General features: G+C 45.8%; 19 protein-coding genes. 14 read left to right on the top strand and 5 right to left on the bottom strand.

All coding sequences use genetic code 11. From position 1 onward, the window contains the following. The first annotated feature begins 41 nt into the window (after nucleotides 1–41). The 4 genes from ACKU35_RS12150 to ACKU35_RS12135 all read left to right on the top strand — a co-directional run bounded on the left by ACKU35_RS12150 (nucleotide 42) and on the right by ACKU35_RS12135 (nucleotide 2,977). Entirely contained in the window at nucleotides 42–209 is a 168-nt protein-coding gene (locus ACKU35_RS12150) for a hypothetical protein (protein WP_319759485.1), read from the top strand. Nucleotides 210–272: 63 nt separating this feature from the next. Next, nucleotides 273–1,091, top strand: a complete 819-nt coding sequence (locus ACKU35_RS12145) for a transporter substrate-binding domain-containing protein (protein ID WP_319759484.1) — start codon at nucleotides 273–275, stop codon at nucleotides 1,089–1,091. A gap of 141 nt (nucleotides 1,092–1,232) precedes the next feature. Then, the gene (locus tag ACKU35_RS12140; RefSeq protein WP_319759483.1) at nucleotides 1,233–2,246 is read left to right on the top strand and encodes an amino acid ABC transporter permease; all 1,014 of its coding nucleotides are present in this window, start codon (nucleotides 1,233–1,235) and stop codon (nucleotides 2,244–2,246) included. Beyond that, the gene (locus ACKU35_RS12135; protein WP_319759482.1) at nucleotides 2,246–2,977 is read left to right on the top strand and encodes an amino acid ABC transporter ATP-binding protein; all 732 of its coding nucleotides are present in this window, start codon (nucleotides 2,246–2,248) and stop codon (nucleotides 2,975–2,977) included. The genes ACKU35_RS12140 and ACKU35_RS12135 overlap by 1 nt, the downstream gene beginning before the upstream one ends. Nucleotides 2,978–3,063: 86 nt before the next feature. Here ACKU35_RS12135 and ACKU35_RS12130 read toward each other — a convergent pair whose 3' ends face one another. Beyond that, entirely contained in the window at nucleotides 3,064–3,267 is a 204-nt protein-coding gene (locus tag ACKU35_RS12130; RefSeq protein WP_319759481.1) for a hypothetical protein, read from the bottom strand. A 1-nt stretch (nucleotide 3,268) separates the two neighbouring features. Beyond that, the gene (locus ACKU35_RS12125) at nucleotides 3,269–3,955 is read right to left on the bottom strand and encodes a PilZ domain-containing protein (protein ID WP_319759480.1); all 687 of its coding nucleotides are present in this window, start codon (nucleotides 3,953–3,955) and stop codon (nucleotides 3,269–3,271) included. Between the two features lie 208 nt (nucleotides 3,956–4,163). Between ACKU35_RS12125 and ACKU35_RS12120 the strand changes: the two genes are divergently transcribed. The 10 genes from ACKU35_RS12120 (at nucleotide 4,164) to ACKU35_RS12075 (ending at nucleotide 12,520) form a co-directional block, all read left to right on the top strand. Then, nucleotides 4,164–5,282 (top strand): histidine kinase dimerization/phosphoacceptor domain -containing protein, encoded by a 1,119-nt coding sequence (locus ACKU35_RS12120; RefSeq protein ID WP_319759479.1) that lies wholly within the window; start codon nucleotides 4,164–4,166, stop codon nucleotides 5,280–5,282. An 84-nt stretch (nucleotides 5,283–5,366) separates the two neighbouring features. Beyond that, a complete protein-coding gene (locus ACKU35_RS12115; RefSeq protein ID WP_319759478.1) occupies nucleotides 5,367–5,720 on the top strand; it encodes an STAS domain-containing protein in 354 nt (117 codons plus the stop codon). Between the two features lie 79 nt (nucleotides 5,721–5,799). After that, a complete protein-coding gene (locus tag ACKU35_RS12110) occupies nucleotides 5,800–6,783 on the top strand; it encodes a hypothetical protein (RefSeq protein WP_319759477.1) in 984 nt (327 codons plus the stop codon). 16 nt (nucleotides 6,784–6,799) lie between these two features. Beyond that, a complete protein-coding gene (locus ACKU35_RS12105) occupies nucleotides 6,800–7,180 on the top strand; it encodes a Rid family detoxifying hydrolase (protein WP_319759476.1) in 381 nt (126 codons plus the stop codon). A gap of 506 nt (nucleotides 7,181–7,686) precedes the next feature. After that, nucleotides 7,687–8,172, top strand: a complete 486-nt coding sequence (locus ACKU35_RS12100; RefSeq protein WP_319759475.1) for a tRNA (cytidine(34)-2'-O)-methyltransferase — start codon at nucleotides 7,687–7,689, stop codon at nucleotides 8,170–8,172. Between the two features lie 110 nt (nucleotides 8,173–8,282). Then, nucleotides 8,283–9,305 carry a dTDP-glucose 4,6-dehydratase gene (gene rfbB / locus ACKU35_RS12095; RefSeq protein WP_319759474.1) on the top strand — a complete coding sequence of 341 codons (1,023 nt, stop codon included), beginning with the start codon at nucleotides 8,283–8,285 and terminating at the stop codon, nucleotides 9,303–9,305. Then, nucleotides 9,302–10,186 (top strand): dTDP-4-dehydrorhamnose reductase, encoded by an 885-nt coding sequence (gene rfbD / locus ACKU35_RS12090; RefSeq protein WP_319759473.1) that lies wholly within the window; start codon nucleotides 9,302–9,304, stop codon nucleotides 10,184–10,186. Before rfbB ends, rfbD begins: the two co-directional genes overlap by 4 nt. A 19-nt stretch (nucleotides 10,187–10,205) precedes the next feature. After that, a complete protein-coding gene (locus ACKU35_RS12085; protein ID WP_319759472.1) occupies nucleotides 10,206–11,177 on the top strand; it encodes a 4Fe-4S binding protein in 972 nt (323 codons plus the stop codon). Nucleotides 11,178–11,606: 429 nt separating this feature from the next. After that, nucleotides 11,607–11,819, top strand: coding sequence for a hypothetical protein (locus ACKU35_RS12080; RefSeq protein WP_319759471.1), 213 nt, complete (start codon nucleotides 11,607–11,609; stop codon nucleotides 11,817–11,819). A gap of 437 nt (nucleotides 11,820–12,256) precedes the next feature. Then, complete coding sequence (locus ACKU35_RS12075) at nucleotides 12,257–12,520, top strand: RNA-binding protein (protein ID WP_319759470.1); 264 nt, start codon at nucleotides 12,257–12,259, stop codon at nucleotides 12,518–12,520. A 209-nt stretch (nucleotides 12,521–12,729) separates the two neighbouring features. On the opposite strand, the gene ACKU35_RS12070 is transcribed toward ACKU35_RS12075, so the two are convergent. The 3 genes from ACKU35_RS12070 to secD form a co-directional block, all read right to left on the bottom strand. Next, nucleotides 12,730–14,457 (bottom strand): aldehyde ferredoxin oxidoreductase C-terminal domain-containing protein, encoded by a 1,728-nt coding sequence (locus ACKU35_RS12070; RefSeq protein WP_319759469.1) that lies wholly within the window; start codon nucleotides 14,455–14,457, stop codon nucleotides 12,730–12,732. A gap of 420 nt (nucleotides 14,458–14,877) precedes the next feature. Beyond that, nucleotides 14,878–15,951, bottom strand: coding sequence for a protein translocase subunit SecF (gene secF / locus ACKU35_RS12065; protein ID WP_319759468.1), 1,074 nt, complete (start codon nucleotides 15,949–15,951; stop codon nucleotides 14,878–14,880). A 13-nt stretch (nucleotides 15,952–15,964) separates the two neighbouring features. Continuing rightward, nucleotides 15,965–17,566, bottom strand: a complete 1,602-nt coding sequence (gene secD, locus ACKU35_RS12060) for a protein translocase subunit SecD (RefSeq protein WP_319759467.1) — start codon at nucleotides 17,564–17,566, stop codon at nucleotides 15,965–15,967. Nucleotides 17,567–17,610: the final 44 nt, after the last annotated feature.

The following is a 17,610-nucleotide window of genomic DNA, read 5'->3' as shown; positions in this document are numbered from 1 at the left end:
AAAGGTAGTTTTTCTGACTATTTTTTAAAGGGGCATAAGTAATGAAAAATAAAGTCAAACAAGATCGGCAGGAAGCTGTAGAAGTTATCTGCCCCAAATGCCGTGAAACCCGTATTGTATACTTCCCCAGAGAATCAATGCCGACCTGCCCGGTCTGCAAGATCGAAATGATTGTTAAGGAAGTTCTGACGGAAGGCAAATACGGTTGATCGGCCTAAGTCCACAGTTTCTTTTGGCTTGAATTACAGACTAGGATTTTAAAGGAGAAAACTATGAAAAGAATTTGCATGATGCTGATCATGGTGCTGGCGCTAAGCTTTGCAGCCACCGCCAATGCATCCGACATTGAACTGGCCCGGAAATCCACCCTCAACTCCATCTTGAAAAGCGGTGAACTGCGTTGCGGTATCGCTTCCGGATATATTCCTTTCCAGATGACTGACAAAAAAGGTCGTATCGTCGGCTTTGAAATCGACCTCGCACGCGAAATGGCTAAAGCCATGGGTGTAAAGTTCGTGCCCGTTAATATGGAATTCGACGGCATCATCCCTGCGCTTCTCACCAACAAAATTGACGTTATCACTGCCGGTATGACCGTCAATCAGGAGCGCAACCTTCAGATCAACTTCGCCAATCCTTTCATGGTTGTGGGACAGACCGTTCTGCTTAATAAAAATCTCGCAGGCAAAGTCAAGTCTTACAAAGACCTGAACGACCCCCAGTACACCATTGTTTCCAAGCTCGGAACCACCGGTGAACAGGCTGCTAAACGCTTTCTTCCCAAGGCCAAGTATAAATCCTTTGACCTTGAAACCGACGCCGCCCTTGAAGTTCTCAACGGAAAGGCAGCAGCTATGATTTACGACCTGCCCTTCAATGCTATCTTCATGGCTGACCAGGGTAAGGATAGACTTATTTTCCTCGACAAGCCCTTCACCTACGAGCCTCTGGGCTGGGGTCTCCGCAAGGGTGATCCAGACTTCCTGAACTTCCTGAACAACTTCCTGACCCAGATCAAGAACGACGGACGTTACGACAAGCTTTACCACAAGTGGTTTGAAAGCACCGCTTGGCGTAAAAAAATTCAGTAGCAAGAAAAATTCATCGAGGGGCGGGTTATCCGCCCCTTTCTCAGATTGTTGACAAAGGGCTGATAGCGCCATACCAGCGTCCCTGTCGTGCAATCTGATTTTTTAATTTTTAGACCAAATTTTTAAGAATCGGCTTATATTATGAGTGGAACATCAATGAGAGCTCCCGGCAAAGGCCGGAACTACGAAATTTTCTGGAAGACAGTATTTTATATCGGTCTGTTCACCGCCATATTCGGTCTCTATTGGGCAACACAGCAGGTCGACTATGTCTGGCGTTGGGAGCGGATTCCTAACTACTTCTACTATCAGGATGAAATAGATATAACATCCAATATTGAAGGAAATGTTACTTCCATCAAACAACAGGGTGACAATGCAATTGTCGTAGTTAGAGGCGAAAATAACGAATCAGAACGTTTTGAAGTCCCGGCTGACAGTCTGAACGTCTATGAAGACGACACTGTTTTCGCCGGTGATACCATAGGAACTGAAAAAGAATGGAAGCTGGGGGTTATTCTCGAAGGCCTGCTTGTAACCCTTAAAGTCAGCGCCATCGCCATCGTCTTCGGCATCATGTTCGGACTTTTCACCGGACTGGCCCGAATATCACAAAACCCGGCTCTGCGGCTTTCCGCCATAACATATATCGAATTGATCAGGGGTACGCCGCTACTGGTACAGATATTCATCTGGTACTTTGTACTGGGGACATTGGTCAATAATATGCTTGCGAGATACGATATTTCGCAGATTCCACCACTCTGGTTCGGCATCGCCTCCCTGGCTATTTTCGCAGGTGCTTACGTTGCGGAAATTGTCCGTGCGGGCATTCAATCAGTACACCGCGGCCAGATGGAAGCAGCCCGCTCACTTGGTATGTCAAAATACTATGCCATGAAGCACATCATACTTCCGCAGGCTTTCAGAAGAATCCTTCCCCCGCTGGCAGGACAGTTCATCAGTATGATTAAAGACTCATCACTGCTCGGCGTAATCGCCATACGAGAACTGACCAAAGGCACAAGGGAAGCTGTTTCAACAAGTCTGCAGCCATTTGAGCTGTGGTTTTTATGCGCCCTGCTCTACCTGCTGCTGACCTTTGCCTTCTCCATGTTTGTCCAGTACCTTGAAAAGAAAATGGTGCAGAGATAATGATTGAAGTACAAAATATATATAAAACTTTCTATGTCCCCCACGAAGTTCAGGCCCTTTCCAATGTTTCACACACGGTGGATAAAGGACAGGTTGTTGTTGTCATCGGCCCGTCCGGTTCCGGTAAATCTACTTTCCTGCGTTGTCTGAACAGGCTTGAATATGCTGATTCAGGACACATTTTCATCGACGGGGTAGATATTCTTTCACCGAAGACGAACATCAACAAAATCCGTGAAGAAGTAGGCATGGTCTTCCAGTCCTTCAACCTTTTCCCGCATAAAACAGTGCTGGAAAACCTGACCATTGCCCAGACAGTAGTACGCAAAAGATCCAAAAAAGAGGCCGGGGAAGTTGCCATGGAGCTGCTTAAGAAAGTAGGTATTCATGACAAAGCAGGGGTATACCCCACCCAGCTTTCAGGTGGACAGCAGCAACGTGTAGCCATTGCCCGTTCTCTGGCCATGGGCCCCAAGGTGCTGCTCTTCGACGAGCCGACTTCCGCCCTTGACCCTGAGATGGTCGGCGAAGTTCTGGATGTAATGAAGACAGTTGCCAAGGAAGGTATGACCATGGTCGTCGTCACCCATGAAATGGGTTTTGCCCGTGAAGTGGCAGACGAAGTCATATTTATGGATCAGGGCATGCTTATTGAAAAAGGCGATCCTGAACACTTCTTTAAGAATCCGGAATCCGATAGAACGAAAGCGTTCCTGAGCCAGATTCTATAATTACGATTTAAAAAATAAGACATCTAAAATCAAAGGCCGTCCTGCTGCTGCGGGACGGCCTTTGATTTATTGAAATATCTGCTTAGTTAATCTTCAACATCTCGTTTATCGCGGACTCTCTTCATAGTCAGTCCGGCAACACAGCCGACCAGCATGCCAAGCAGCAAAGCCCGCTGAAGATCCATAAAAAACCATCCGGCGATTGCACCTATGGATCCGCCTACCAGAATTCCACGGGCAACAGACTCAAGCATCCGCTCAAAATTTTTATCTTCCTTTAATTCGCCCACACTACACCCTCTTATCATGAATTAACGCTTCAATCTGATCCGCCTGTCCTTCAGACAAGGTTAAAAACTGAACCCCGATGCCAGGCATCTGTGACTTCAATCCCCAGGGTACTACCCATTGAACTTCAGCTTTAACCGGTGCTTTGTCATCCAGCTCCATAATGGCAATCCAGAGGGTATCCCCTTTTCTCCATTTGGAAACAGAAAACAAAAAGCTTCCTTCTGCGGAAAAATTCAAAGCCACGCTTTTTTCCATATAGCTGTTCCTGGCTGAAATATCCCGGTTCAGCAAAACGTTCAACACCTTGTTCGCCCTTTTGGTGCCACGTAAAGACCTTGCTGTAAAGTTCAAGCAGCTTTCTTGAAAAAAATCTTTCAAGGTGCTTCCATGACCGGAAAACTTACCGGTGGGAATGCAACGGATTCCTTCATTTGAATTATTGCTTATACGCATAACCGGGAAATTATCACTCAAAAGAGCGGCTTCAGCCTTATCCGCCGCTGACGACCTCAAAAGAGTTGGAATATCAATAAGAAATCCGCTGTATTTAATCTTGTTATGATTAACAACCACATCGTGGAGCGATTCGGCAACATCACAATCGATTTTAAAATCTCGCAATGCCCTAAGGTAGGCTCCCCTGTTCTCACCGGGAGCGGCAACCAGTAATATCCGTATTTTTTCCACTCCTAATCATCCTCCGAAAACAAAATATCCACTTGGCTAATGCCGACTATCAATATATACTCACAAAATCAAAAATTAAAGAGTTATAAAGGTTTTCAACCCTTAATATAACTCAAGCAGGCAATTCAAACAACCGAAATGGATAAGTTCCACTAAGAACAGAACTAAAAATAGAAATATACAAATGTAAAACCATCGGACACTACCTATGGATGAAATTCCAAAAATTCTGACCATTGATGATGATGAAAGTGTCAGACTTTCCATTGCCCACTACCTTGAAGACAGCGGCTACGAAGTACTTCAAGCCGGAAACGGTTATGAAGGTCTAAAAATATTCAGAGAACAAAAGCCTGATGTAATTCTGCTCGACCTGCGCATGCCGGAGATGGACGGCCTCTCCGTTCTTAAACAATTAGGACAGGAATCGCCTCAGACCCCTGTTGTGGTTGTCTCCGGGACAGGATCATTTGAAGATGTGATAGCCACTGTGCGCTTGGGATCATGGGATTACATCCCTAAACCCATCACCAACCTTAATGATCTGGAAGACGCCATCAACCGAACCCGCGCCAGAGCCCGGCTGATGGTTGAAAATGAAAGATACAAGGAAGAACTGGAAAACAAAATACGTGAAAGGACCGAAGAACTGCAATTAATGAATAAAATCCTTTCCGAAGAAATTTCAGCACGCAAGAAATCAGAAGCTATAGTCCGCGCGTCTTTAACAGAAAAAGAGGTCATGCTTAAAGAAATTCACCATCGGGTGAAAAACAATTTACAGGTGATTTCAAGCCTGCTCAGTCTGCAAAGCGGCTACACCGAAGACGAAGAAGCCGCAAACCTGCTCAGGGAATGTCAGCACAGAGTGCGCTCCATGTCCATGCTGCATGAAAAGCTATACCGGTCCGAGGATCTCTCGCGCATCGATATGAGTGAGTACGCGGTAACATTGATTAAATTCCTGCTTCGTTCCTATTCTGTGGATTCTAAAATCAGGCCGACATACGACATTAAAGATATCCATATGGGAATAGATTCCGCCATCCCCTGCGGTCTGATAATTAACGAACTTGTTTCAAACGCACTGACCCACGCTTTCGATCAGGATGAAGACGGCGAGCTCAAGATATCCATGTTTATGGAAAACGGCTTCATCAAACTCATTGTATCCGATAACGGGCGCGGATTGCCTGAAGACTTCAATATAAATGAATCAAGAACCCTGGGCATGACTCTTGTGGAAACACTTGCCCAGCAACTAAGGGGGAATGTTCATTTTTATAACGACAACGGGGCGATATTTCAAATCAGCTTCCCAAGCTAAACTCATACTTGATAGAATTTGAAAGGCGGTGTAGCCTACGCTGCAAGATCATAGGTTAAAAACCAAAGAATTAAGGAAGAAAGAATGGAAATCAGCTTTAAACAGATAGATGAAATCACTGTTGTTAAAATTGACTCTACGGAATTGAATCACGTTGTAAGCCACGACTTTCAACGTCAGATCAATCCCATCTTTGAAGAAAAACACTTCAACGTAGCACTCGATATGACAAAGGTCGACTTTATGGACAGCATGGGTATAGGAACCCTGATCACCCTGAGAAACAAGCTGATGAAAGAAAAAGGCACTGTCGCCATGTTTAATATCAGCGATCGCGTCAAAAAAATTATCGATATCGCCGCGCTGCACAAGATTTTTGATCTTTACGGAACAGAAGAAGAAGCGGTTAATGGTCTGAAAGAAAAAATGCTGGCCTAAACCGAGCCGACTTTCCAGCCGGGCAGACGATCAAGTCTGCCCGGCTTTATTTTTCCCACCACATAACACCGGCCCTATTATGAATTTCCTCAAACAGCTGAGCACTGCTACCCTTACGACTTTCAAAGACGCTACCCGCATCAGCCTTGATCTTTTCAAAATCATGGTTCCTGTCGTCATTGCAGTTAAAATCCTGCAAGAACTCAACCTGATAGGTTATCTGGCCGCCCCTTTGGCTCCCATAATGAAGCTGGTGGGCCTGCCCGGTGAAATGGGACTGGTCTGGGCAACAGCTCTGGTCAACAATATTTACAGCGGATTGATTGTTTTCCTCAGCCTCGCTCAGGATATCCCTTTGACCGCTGCACAGGCTACAGTACTCGGCACCATGGTTCTTGTTGCCCACGCCATGCCGGTAGAATTGCGGGTTGTGCAAAGCTCCGGCCCCAAGCTCGGCTTCCAGTTGATCATCCGCATGCTCGCGGCCTTCGTTATGGGCCTTGTGCTGAACCTGATTTATCAGAACTTTGACCTGCTTCAGGGACCGGCAAATGTTCTGCTGACCCCGGACAACTCCGTCATTGATAAGACACTGCTTCAATGGGCAATCGGCGAACTCCGAAACCTTATTTCCATATTCGGCATAATTTTCTGCCTGCTGGCAGTCATGCGAATCCTGACTAAAATCAAAGTCATCGCAGCCATGGATTTTATACTGCGTCCTTTCCTGACCATGATGGGTATAGGATCCAAGGCTTCGGCATTGACAGTTGTAGGCCTCACCATGGGATTATCATACGGTGGAGGCATGATTATTCATGAAACTAAATCCGGCCGTATCAACAAAAAAGATGTATTCTATTCCCTGACCCTGATGAGTCTTTGCCACAGCCTCATTGAAGACACCCTGCTGCTGATGATGATCGGTGGACACGTATCGGGCCTGTTCTGGGGCCGGCTTATAATGTCCTGCCTGATAGTCGCCGCGCTGGTCCAGATAACAAAATTTATCCCTGAAATTTTTTCAGATAAATATTTATGGGGACTCCCCAAAAAATCTTAACACACAAGGAGTGACTATGATCGTTACTACCGTTAATACCGAGAACGCACCTGCCGCAATAGGTCCCTATTCACAGGCCACCATCTACAATTCACAGGCATTTGTCAGCGGACAGCTCGGACTTATCCCGGCCTCAGGCGACTTTGCCTCCGATAAAGTAGAAGATCAGGCCCGTCAGGCCCTTGAAAACCTCAAAGCCATCCTCGATGCCTGCGGAAGCTCACTTAATAAAGTCATAAGTGTTGATGTTTTTCTCACAGATATGAATGATTTCGCCAAGGTAAACAATGTATACTCAGAATTCTTTTCAAGCCATAAACCGGCTCGGGCCGCAGTGGAAGTAAGTGCGTTACCTAAAGGCGGCCTTGTTGAAATCAAATGCATCGCTGCCATTTAGCGGCCTTGCTTGATTTTATCGATACTTATATGGGGGCTTCACGGCCCCTTTTTAAATGCTACATTTTTGTACTTTACACTTTTCATTTTTGCTAAATTTTCTACCTGAATTACGTCTACATTCTGACACCCATAACTTTTCTCTTCTTGATTTCGTAACTCCTCAGATAAATTAAATAGTGATACTTGTCAGTTAGTCATACTAAAAAAATTTTGGCATGCAAGATGCTTATATAAATTTAAGACGGACAACAGAACAGACTAAACACAATAAAAATATAGGCGAAAGCCATTAAAAATAAGAGTCGTTCTTCATCCATCTTTAAAAAAGTGTTCTGGACTGATAGGCGAGTGCAGGAAACGGTAGAAACGAACAGCTTAGAATTATATTTTCACAAAAGCGCTTCTGCCTCCCTCCCGCGATTGATCCGGACATTTTTTTATGCCCGAGTTTCAGCAAATTTATTGTATTGCTCTTACTTCCGTCTCCTGTTATCGATTTCATCCATGACACAGGAAATCTTCACGAATCCGTTCAGCATAGTTCTATTTGAGCCCGAAATTCCACCGAATACCGGGAATATAGCCCGCCTTTGCGCCGGCACCGATACCCATCTTCACTTAATTGAGCCGCTGGGTTTTTCCATTTCAGACAAGCATCTCAAACGGGCAGGTCTTGATTACTGGCCCAAAGTGAAACTCTCTGTATGGAAGAACTGGCAGGAGTATAAAGAGAACGCTAAACCCCGCAGACTGGTCACAACCAGCGCCAAGCGGGGCAGCCATCTTTTTGACTTCAAATTCATGCCCGGCGACCATATCGTACTCGGACCGGAGACACGCGGTCTACCCGAATGGATGTTCGCTAATTTTGAACATGCGGTAAATATCCCCACCACGGATAATGTGCGCAGCTTGAACCTTTCCACTTCAGCTGGAATAATACTCTATCAGGCATTATCCTGCCTTGATACAAAGGTTGTATTCAAATAATGAAGTGCATCTGTTCTCTTTCTGCACATCATTTTGCACCTGCACTTTCTTGCATAACAAAACATCAACGGGTATGTTCCCCCTTATAAATAATATTTAGCGGAGACTATATGCGACTTCTCATCACCGGCGGATGCGGGTTTATCGGTACAAATTTTATTTATCTCATGAAAGAACGGCATCCGGATTGGAAGATATTTAATCTTGATAAGCTGACTTATGCCGGCAACCGCAAAAACCTGTTTAAGCTGGAACAGGACGAAAACTCCGGCTACACTTTCCTGCACGGTGACATCTGCGATAAAGAATTCGTTACCGCCGTACTGCACGATTACAATATAGATGCCGTGGTTAACTTTGCCGCAGAATCACATGTGGACCGGTCCATAAATGACCCCGCCCCCTTCCTGACTACCAACACCCTCGGTGCCCAGAATATGATGGAGTGCTCCCGCACTGCCGGAATTGAAAAATTCGTGCACGTTTCAACCGATGAAGTATACGGAACCCTCGGCCCGAACGATCCGGCCTTCAGTGAAATAAATCCCATTGAACCAAACAGCCCCTACTCCGCTTCCAAAGCCGGTGCGGATCTCATGGCACGGGCCTACTTCGAGACATACAAATTTCCCGTATCCATCACCCGTTGTTCCAATAACTACGGCCCCTACCAGTTCCCAGAAAAGCTCATCCCGCTCATGTTCATAAAAGCGAGTGCGGATGAAAGCCTGCCCATCTATGGCGACGGTTCCAATATACGTGACTGGATCTATGTTGACGACCATTGCACCGGTGTAGAGCTGACCCTTCTAAAGGGACAACCCGGTAAAGCATACAACTTTGGCGGCGCTGCGGAAAAAACCAATCTTGAAATGGTTAAACAAATTTTGGAAATTCTCGGAAAGGAGGAATCACTCATAACTTACGTCAAAGACAGGCCCGGCCACGATAAGCGCTATGCAATGGATTACTCGCTGGCTGAAAAGGAACTGGGCTTCGCTCCGACCGTAACTTTTGATGAAGGAATCCGCAAAACCATAGAATGGTACCAGAGCAATGGCGACTGGCTTGAAGAAGTTCGCAGCGGTGCTTACCGTGAATTCATGGACCAATGGTACGGAGAACGAAAATGATCGACTTAGCAGGTAAAAAAGCAATTATTCTCGGCGGACGGACAGGCCTTCTCGGGCAGGCCCTTACTGAAGCGCTGAACAATCAGCAGATTGTCACAATTCCCCTGTCACGTTCCGACTTCGACCCTTTGAATGAAGAATCCCTGACCGCCATTCTGGAAAGGGAAAAACCGGATTTCATATTCAACACCGTGGCCTATACCATGGTCGATCTGGCCGAAGACGAAGAAAACAAAGCCCACCTGCTAAACACCACTCTCCCCGCCACGCTGGGCAGGCTCTGCAAACAATATGAGACCAAGCTAATTCACTACAGTACTGATTTTGTATTTGACGGCAAAAAAGACTCTCCCTACACGGAAGAAGACCAGACGAATCCCAAATCGGTTTATGGTGAAACCAAACTGGCCGGGGAAGAACGTCTTACCGAACTTAACTACGATGATATACTGATAATACGCACCGCATGGCTGTTTGGACCGCACAAGGGCAATTTTGTTCAGAAGATACTCGACCTCGCTAAAAGCCGCGACGATCTTACAGTCGTACATGACCAGACCGGTTCTCCTACCTACACACCAGATTTATCCGAGTACACCATCGCTTTACTTAAAAATGAAGCTCAAGGAATTTTCAATGTAGTTAACTCCGGCAAGGCAAGTTGGTGCGAACTTGCTACCGAAGCCATCGACAGCTGCGCTATCAACTGCCGGGTAGCCCCTGTTCCGACATCTGCCTATCCCACCAAGGCCAAGAGACCTTCCTATTCTGTCCTCGATACCTCCAAGTTCAGCGAACTGACAGGTATAACTCCGCGCCCGTGGGTGCAGGCTCTCAGGGACTACGTATACAAAGACCTGAAAGACCATCAGGAAGATTAATCTTCCCGAAAAAGGAAAAATGAAAAAATTATCCCCCAAACTCGTGCGGGATTCTATCCAGTTTGCAATGACACTTTTCTGCATCTGGATTGGGTACCGTTTTTATCTTTTTTACCAATGGATGATTGGCAATTCCGATATTGCCGTAAGCAAACCCGGTGCGGTAGAAGGCTTTCTGCCCATCAGCGCCCTTCTCTCACTGAAACAGCTTGTCACCAAAGGAATCTTTGATGAGATTCACCCTGCGGGCCTGACCATCTTTATCGCGGTCATAATAATGAGCCTGATTGTACGCAAGGGATTCTGCGGCTACCTATGCCCGGTTGGATTCCTGCACAATCTGCTTAATAAAATCGGCCGTAAACTTGGTAAAACAGTCACCGTCAAAGGCAAAATTGAATTCGGGATGCTCATTCCCAAATATATCGCCCTGGCCTTTTTCCTGATCGCCATTTTCAAAATGGGAAGCCAGGAACTGGAAGCATTCATCCGTTCCCCGTACAATTTCACGGCAGAAGCACGGATGATGCATTTCTTCAGCGATATTAGCATCACGTCCGCCGTAATTATCGGATCCATATTGGTGCTCGGTATATTCATACCTTACTTCTGGTGCCGTTTCCTTTGCCCATACGGAGCACTGCTGGGCATCATTGCGAAAGCATCCCCTGTGGCGATCAAGCGTGACGAGGAAAAATGCATTAGCTGCGGAAAATGTAATAAATCCTGTCCCGGTGGGATTGATGTGGAACATAAACAAACCGTCAACTCCGCGGAATGCGTGGGCTGCGTCCAATGCATAAACGCATGTCCGGTAGACGGATGCCTGAATGTTACTGACCGTTTAAGCCGGGTTAAACTCCCGTGGTATGTAATTGCCGCAGGAGCTGTTCTTATTCTGCTGGTTTACTACGCGGTTGCCAAATTCACCAATCACTGGGATTCGCCCTACCCGATAGAAATGCTGCGTAAATATTATATGATGATGTAAGAGCAGCTTTACTACCAAGCATAGAAATAGGGCCGTGAAATAAGTATTACTTCACGGCCCTATTATTTTGCAGACAAAACATATATTGGTACGTCCTCAAAAGACTCTCAAAACTCATCGCATCAACTATGATGCCAGTAGTCCTTACCCTCACGACAGATATTTGCGCTCACCCCCCTCTCGACCGTATTACTATATAAAGACAACACCAACCCACCTAACACATTACATTACTTGAGAAATTTATTGATTTATTTCAAGTCGCTGACCTTTCTAAAGACTCACTATGATTGGCTGATTTATGAATCATACCGAAGCATTCTTTTCTACATCCCGGTTGACCTAAGATTACAGACCTCGTAAGATTAAAAGCATAATCACAAAAAGAGCACAACTTTACCGACGCGATACTTTTAAGGAGATCATTCAATGGATAAAGCATGTGAAAATTGTCTTTACTACCTCCCAGGACAAATAGATTACAAGGAAGACGGGATATGCAGATTCTCGCCTCCAACAGTTTCACCAACGCTAGATAATGCCATGGGAGTCTGGCCAAGAGTAAAAAAAAATGATTGGTGCGGCAAATACTCTCCCAAGAAAAACCAACCTCCTCATTTAAAGAAGATGGATATGTCCTGAGTTCGTAATGACTCATTTTCTCTCAAAATTAAATGAAAGAACCTCCCGGTCAGCATTCAGTTTCATTTTATAAATTTCAGATATATTGAGTCGGCCATTTTTTGATTATTTGAGGTTTTCTAAACTTTAAAGCTCAAACACCTTATTATTTATATAAATTATTTAAGCTTACTTTTCAGCTCCTTACACGAAAAACATCGAATATTATGATATTTAATATACTTTTTTATCCGATATTGATTGACATAAGCTGCAGAATGGTGGATTACTCTCTTCAACACACACCAGCCGTACCCGTGAAGGCACGGTCAGACTGTGACTAGCGCTGGTTTAAATTTAACATGTCTATTGAGGAGCCGAGTACGCATCTTGTACGCGGCCCTTTTTTTTGGTGCACGGGCACTAATATACTTTTTACTTTTTTTGGAGAATTTTGAATGTCTAAGAATATCTATGTTGGTAATCTGCCTTGGTCTGCTACTGAAGAAGAAATCCGCTCATCCTTTGAAGCTTACGGTGAAGTTGTTTCAGTTAAACTCATCGAAGATCGTGAAACCGGTCGCCCCCGTGGTTTCGGTTTCGTAGAAATGGACGACAATGGCGCTCTCGATGCAATCGAAGCTCTTGACGGTAAAGATTTCGGTGGCCGTAACCTCAAGGTTAACGAAGCCAAACCTAGAGCAGAACGCCCCCGCTGGTAGTCTGTTTCTATAAGTCTTAATAGACTTTTGTGCGCCCGGTTCTCTCATGAGAATCGGGCGTTTTTTGTTGTAGATTGTAAGTTGAATAAAATCTCTTAGCTCGTACCCAGCTCGGAAGTGTTACCGACCTTGCAATCAAGAACGCAAAAAAGATTAAGCCCGGCCGAGAATTTCTCAACCGGGCTTAACTAATTTTATTTTAGGCGGCTTTAGACTTTAGCAGCCTGAAGTTCTTCTACTGTGTATTCCCAGACTGTGTCATGGGGCTCAAGTTTCTCTTCGCTGAAGAAACGGGGTAACTGGTCATCACTCTTGGTGAAGCCTGCCTTGCGGTTGAATTCGAGTTCATCCTTAAGGGTGTTCACACCGAGTGCAATGAAGTCCTCAGCAGTGAATTCAATACCGTGTGTTGCGGCAACAAGGTCGCAAATGCACTGAACTGCATCTTCGGTGTCCAGAACAGCAAATGCTACGAACAGGCACAAGCCGAGACCGTCGATGGTTGCGGTAGCAATCTGGAGGTTCTTGGAAAGTTCGATCTGTCCTTCCTTGGAAAGAGGATCAACGTCACCACCGACCTTAAGAATATTGGTAGCAACTGCGTAACCGGCAGTATGGTCACCGCCCATGGGAGTGGTTGCATAGGTAACACCAACACCCTTTACAGAGCGGGGGTCATAAGCGGGCAGGCCCTGGCCCTTTACTGTGGGGATACGGTCAACGCCGAAAGCCTGACCTGCGAAGTCAGCACCGTTACCTATAATACGGCCCATGGCATCAGCAGAGCCTACTTTTTTAAGCAGTTCAATACCGGCTTTGCTATCGCCCCAGTTCAGTATACCGCCATCCATAGCGACAGCCATGGTACAGCCCATTTCGATGGTATCTATACCCTTTTCGTCACAGATACGGTCCATGGTAGCGATATCATCAATGTCGTTAATCAAACAGTTTGCACCGAACCCCCAAACAGTTTCGTACTCAAAACCGGAGGTCAGGTAATTACCGTCTTTGTCATTGTAGCGCTGGGAACACTGAATAACACAACCTGTGTGACAGCCTTCCTTGGTCTTACCACCGCGGGATTCGATAACTTCGGCAATCTTTTCACCGGAGATATCAGCAACATCGTCAAAGCGACCGTAGCGGAAGTTCTTGGTGGGCAATGCGCCTGCTTCGTTAATAATATTAACAAGGATAGCGGTACCGAATGCGGGCAGCCCTTCACTTGTTACAGGATGACCCATAAGAATTTCAAGCCAACGTTTACGTGCTACCTTGAAAGCATCTTCATTCACGGGCTTGATACGGAGCTTTGCTTCAGAATCAAGAACTACTGCCTTGATTTTTTTAGAACCCATTACAGCGCCCATACCGCCACGTCCGGCAGAACGGGCAGGATTCAGGTGAGGATCGGAAAATTGAATAGTAGAGGCGGCAAGACACTTTTCGCCAGCAGGTCCTGCCAGAGCGGTAACAGCCTTTTCACCGTACACTTTTTTTAGCTCTTCGTGTGCAGGGTAGTTATCCATGCCTACAATAGGAGCAGCATCTTTAAATTCCACGCGGTCTGCATAAATTTCAAGAATAGAAAATGGAGCGTCCATTTCAGGTTTGTCTTCAAAAATAATCGCCTGAATGTCGAGGCGGGGAAGAACCTGCGCAAACTGTCCGCCAGAGTTGCTTTCCTTAATGCCTCCGGTAAGGGGAGACTTGGCACCGCATGAAAGCCTGCCTGAGTTGGCAGCGCCGGAACCGGCAAGAATACCGGCAGCAAAAACGAGCTTATTGTCAGCTGAAAGAGGATGACAATCACCGGGAACTTCGGTGTTTACGACTCTGGAAGTCAAGGCGCGTCCACCGAGACCTGCGTATTCACCAAGTTCTTCAAACTTGAACTCTTTAGTGCGGGTATTGATCCTGAGAATTCTGGGCATAATAACCACCTATAAATTTTGAGAAATTAGTAAAACCAACCTTCGTTCTAAAAAAATCGTTTCCGTTAATAAGTGGTTTAATTATATACCCACAGTAAGTATTGTCAAAGATTTTAAATTATATCCACGTAAGCACATAACTTTTTATTATATCTTTTTTGACATATTAAATAAAACAACTGCAAAATAATTTAATCAACACTAAAAAGAAAAAACAATACAATTAAAAATTAAGCCTACTACAGTTAAAGATTATCATAACAATAAAAATACATCACTGAATCATAACTATTTAACACAATACATTTAATTTATTTTCTTAAAAATCATTATTTATTGATTTTTAAATTTCACGGCACAAAAAAAGCGGGAACGGCCTGAACCGTTCCCGCTTGAATAAGCGTAAAAAGAAACTTAAAGCTATGCGGCTTCAGCTTCCTCCGCATCTTCTTTGATTGAACCGGGGCCGAATCCGAGCAGGATGGGGCTGGCAACGAAGATTGAGGAATAGGTACCAACACCTACACCAATAAGCAGAGCAAGAGCGAAATCGTGGATTACACCACCGCCGAATGCAAACAGAGCCGCAACAACCAGCAGAGTTGTGCCGGAAGTGAGGATGGTTCTGCTCAGTGTCTGGTTGATACTGATATTAATGGTTTCCGCAAGTGAATCACTGATCTTGCCGATCAGGTTTTCACGGATACGGTCGAAAACGATGATCGTATCGTTCAGAGAGTAACCGATGATAGTCAGCAAAGCTGCGATGATAGTCAGGTCGAACTCCTTGCCGAGCAGGGAGAAGATACCAACAGTAATCATGACGTCGTGTATAAGTGCGACAATGGCACCCAACGCATAGTTCAGCTTTAGATACCAACAAAGCCCCAAAGTGATGAACAACGCGCCAAAAATGAGCACAGAAGTGGACATTCCCAGCAACTGCAGAGCACTGATACCGGCGAAAAGTCCACCAGCCATGATTGCCGCAGCAAACCAGCGCTGCTCAAAACGTCCGGAGATGTAGATAGCAATCAGCAGCACCGCAAAGTAAAGAGCCTCGACAGCTTTCGTACGAAGGTCGGAACCGACTTTGGGTCCTACCATTTCCAGACGCTGAATCTCAAATCCGGTTCCATCAAGCCCGGCTTTCAGACCGGAGTTGATATTCGCCCGAACTTCAGAAGAACTGATCTTGGCAGAAGATGTTCTCAGCAGGATTTCATTATCATCAGCATGGCCGAAGCTCTGCACAACCAGGCCGGGAAGCTTGGCATCTTTGAGAGCATTTTTAACAACCTTGACATCTACACTCTTATCAAACTTAACCTGAACCACAATACCGCCGGCAAAGTCGATGCCGTATTTAGGACCGCCGTTCACGATCAGCGAGCCGATTCCGAGAAGAATCAGCAATGCTGAGATAATGAACGCTTTGGTCTTGAATCCGATAAAATCGATTTTGGTATCGGGTTTAATTATCTGCAATCCCATTTATTCACTCTCCTTAAATGTTCAACGGCGCATCGGCAGCGCGCTTGGAGGTGTACAGATCAAACAAGATGCGGGTCACAAAGATAGCGGTGAACATAGAGGTAATGATACCCAGAGTAAGAGTTACCGCGAAACCGCGCACAGGCCCGGTACCGAACTGGTAAAGAATTACCGCTGCGATCACAGTGGTGATGTTTGCATCCAGAATGGTCAGGGTCGCTCTGCTGTAGCCTTCTACAATAGCGGCCTTAGCAGTTAGTCCCCTTCGTAATTCTTCACGTATACGCTCAAAGATAATGACGTTTGCATCAACCGCCATACCGATCGTCAGGATAATACCTGCGATACCGGGTAGGGTCAGGGTTGCACCGAAAACAGCCAGACCGGCAAGAATAAGTATCACGTTAAGCACCAGCACTACGTCAGCAACAAAACCGGCAAAGCCGTAATATGCGAACATGAACACCAGTACCAGAGCACTACCTACTATCGCAGCGGTTACGCCCTTATCAATGGACTCCTGTCCAAGAGAGGGACCGACTGTTCTCTGCTCAAGGATTTTAACCGGAGCAGGCAAAGAACCGGCACGCAGAACAATGGCGAGGTCATGCGCTTCTTCAGTAGTATAACTACCAGTGATGGAAGCACGTCCACCGGCAATCTTATCCTGAATGGTCGGTGCGGAGTATACTTTTCCGTCCAGCACGATGGCCATTTGCTTCTTGATATTTTCACCGGTAACCCGTTCAAAAATTCTTGCGCCCCTGCTATTGAAGTTCAAGGTAACATAAGGCTGGTTGAACTGGTCAAAGCGTGTCTGCGCGTCAGTGATGTATTCACCGGTAAGCATGGCGTCTTTTTTCAGAACGATGGGCTTCTCAACATAACTACCGTCGGCGAGCCTATGTCTGATGACAGTAAGTTCGCGTCCGGGGGCGAGAATGCCTTTCTGAGCTTTTTGCAAATCCGCTCCGGAATCCACCAGTTTAAACTCAAGATGAGCTGTTTTACCGATAATTTTGATCGCTCTTTCAGGATCCTGCATACCGGGCAGCTGTACCTGAATGCGGTTACCCTGCTGTTTGCGGATATCCGGTTCAGCAACACCGAACTGGTCAATACGGTTACGGATAGTTTTGATTGCCTGATCCATGGTCAGTTTGGTCAGGTACTTTTTGTATTCCGGAGTGGGAGCAAAAACGTAAGTGACTTTACCGTCAGGTTTCACTGCAGTGCTGAGAATGGTCAGGTTGCCGAAGGTATCTTTAACAAGCTTTTCCAGTTTTTCCTTCTGGTCCTGCTTGAGAAGAACCGCTTCGATTCTTTTGCCATTAAGCACAGTAGGCTTCAAAACAATTATACCTTTCTCGCGGGCAACGGCCTTAAGGTCATCTCCCATACGGGCAAGGTTGTTATCCATGGCTTTATCCATATCCACACCGAGTGTGAGGTGGATTCCGCCCTTGAGGTCAAGTCCCAAACTGATTTTGTCATCAGGCAGGAAGCGAGCCATTCCCGAATTCTGAACCGCAGGCAGTGAAGGAAGGAGGTAAGCAACTCCAAGCACAACAACAAGCAGGGTCAGGACTATTTTCCAACGAAGACTCCCGTTCATCTCCTCTCCCTTTATAAATTCAACTAGGATAGGTTACAAAAACA

Source organism: Maridesulfovibrio sp. (assembly GCF_963676065.1).
Classification (GTDB): domain Bacteria; phylum Desulfobacterota; class Desulfovibrionia; order Desulfovibrionales; family Desulfovibrionaceae; genus Maridesulfovibrio.
Note: the sequence above shows the minus strand (reverse complement) of the source record. Positions and strands in the feature narration are given on the sequence as shown.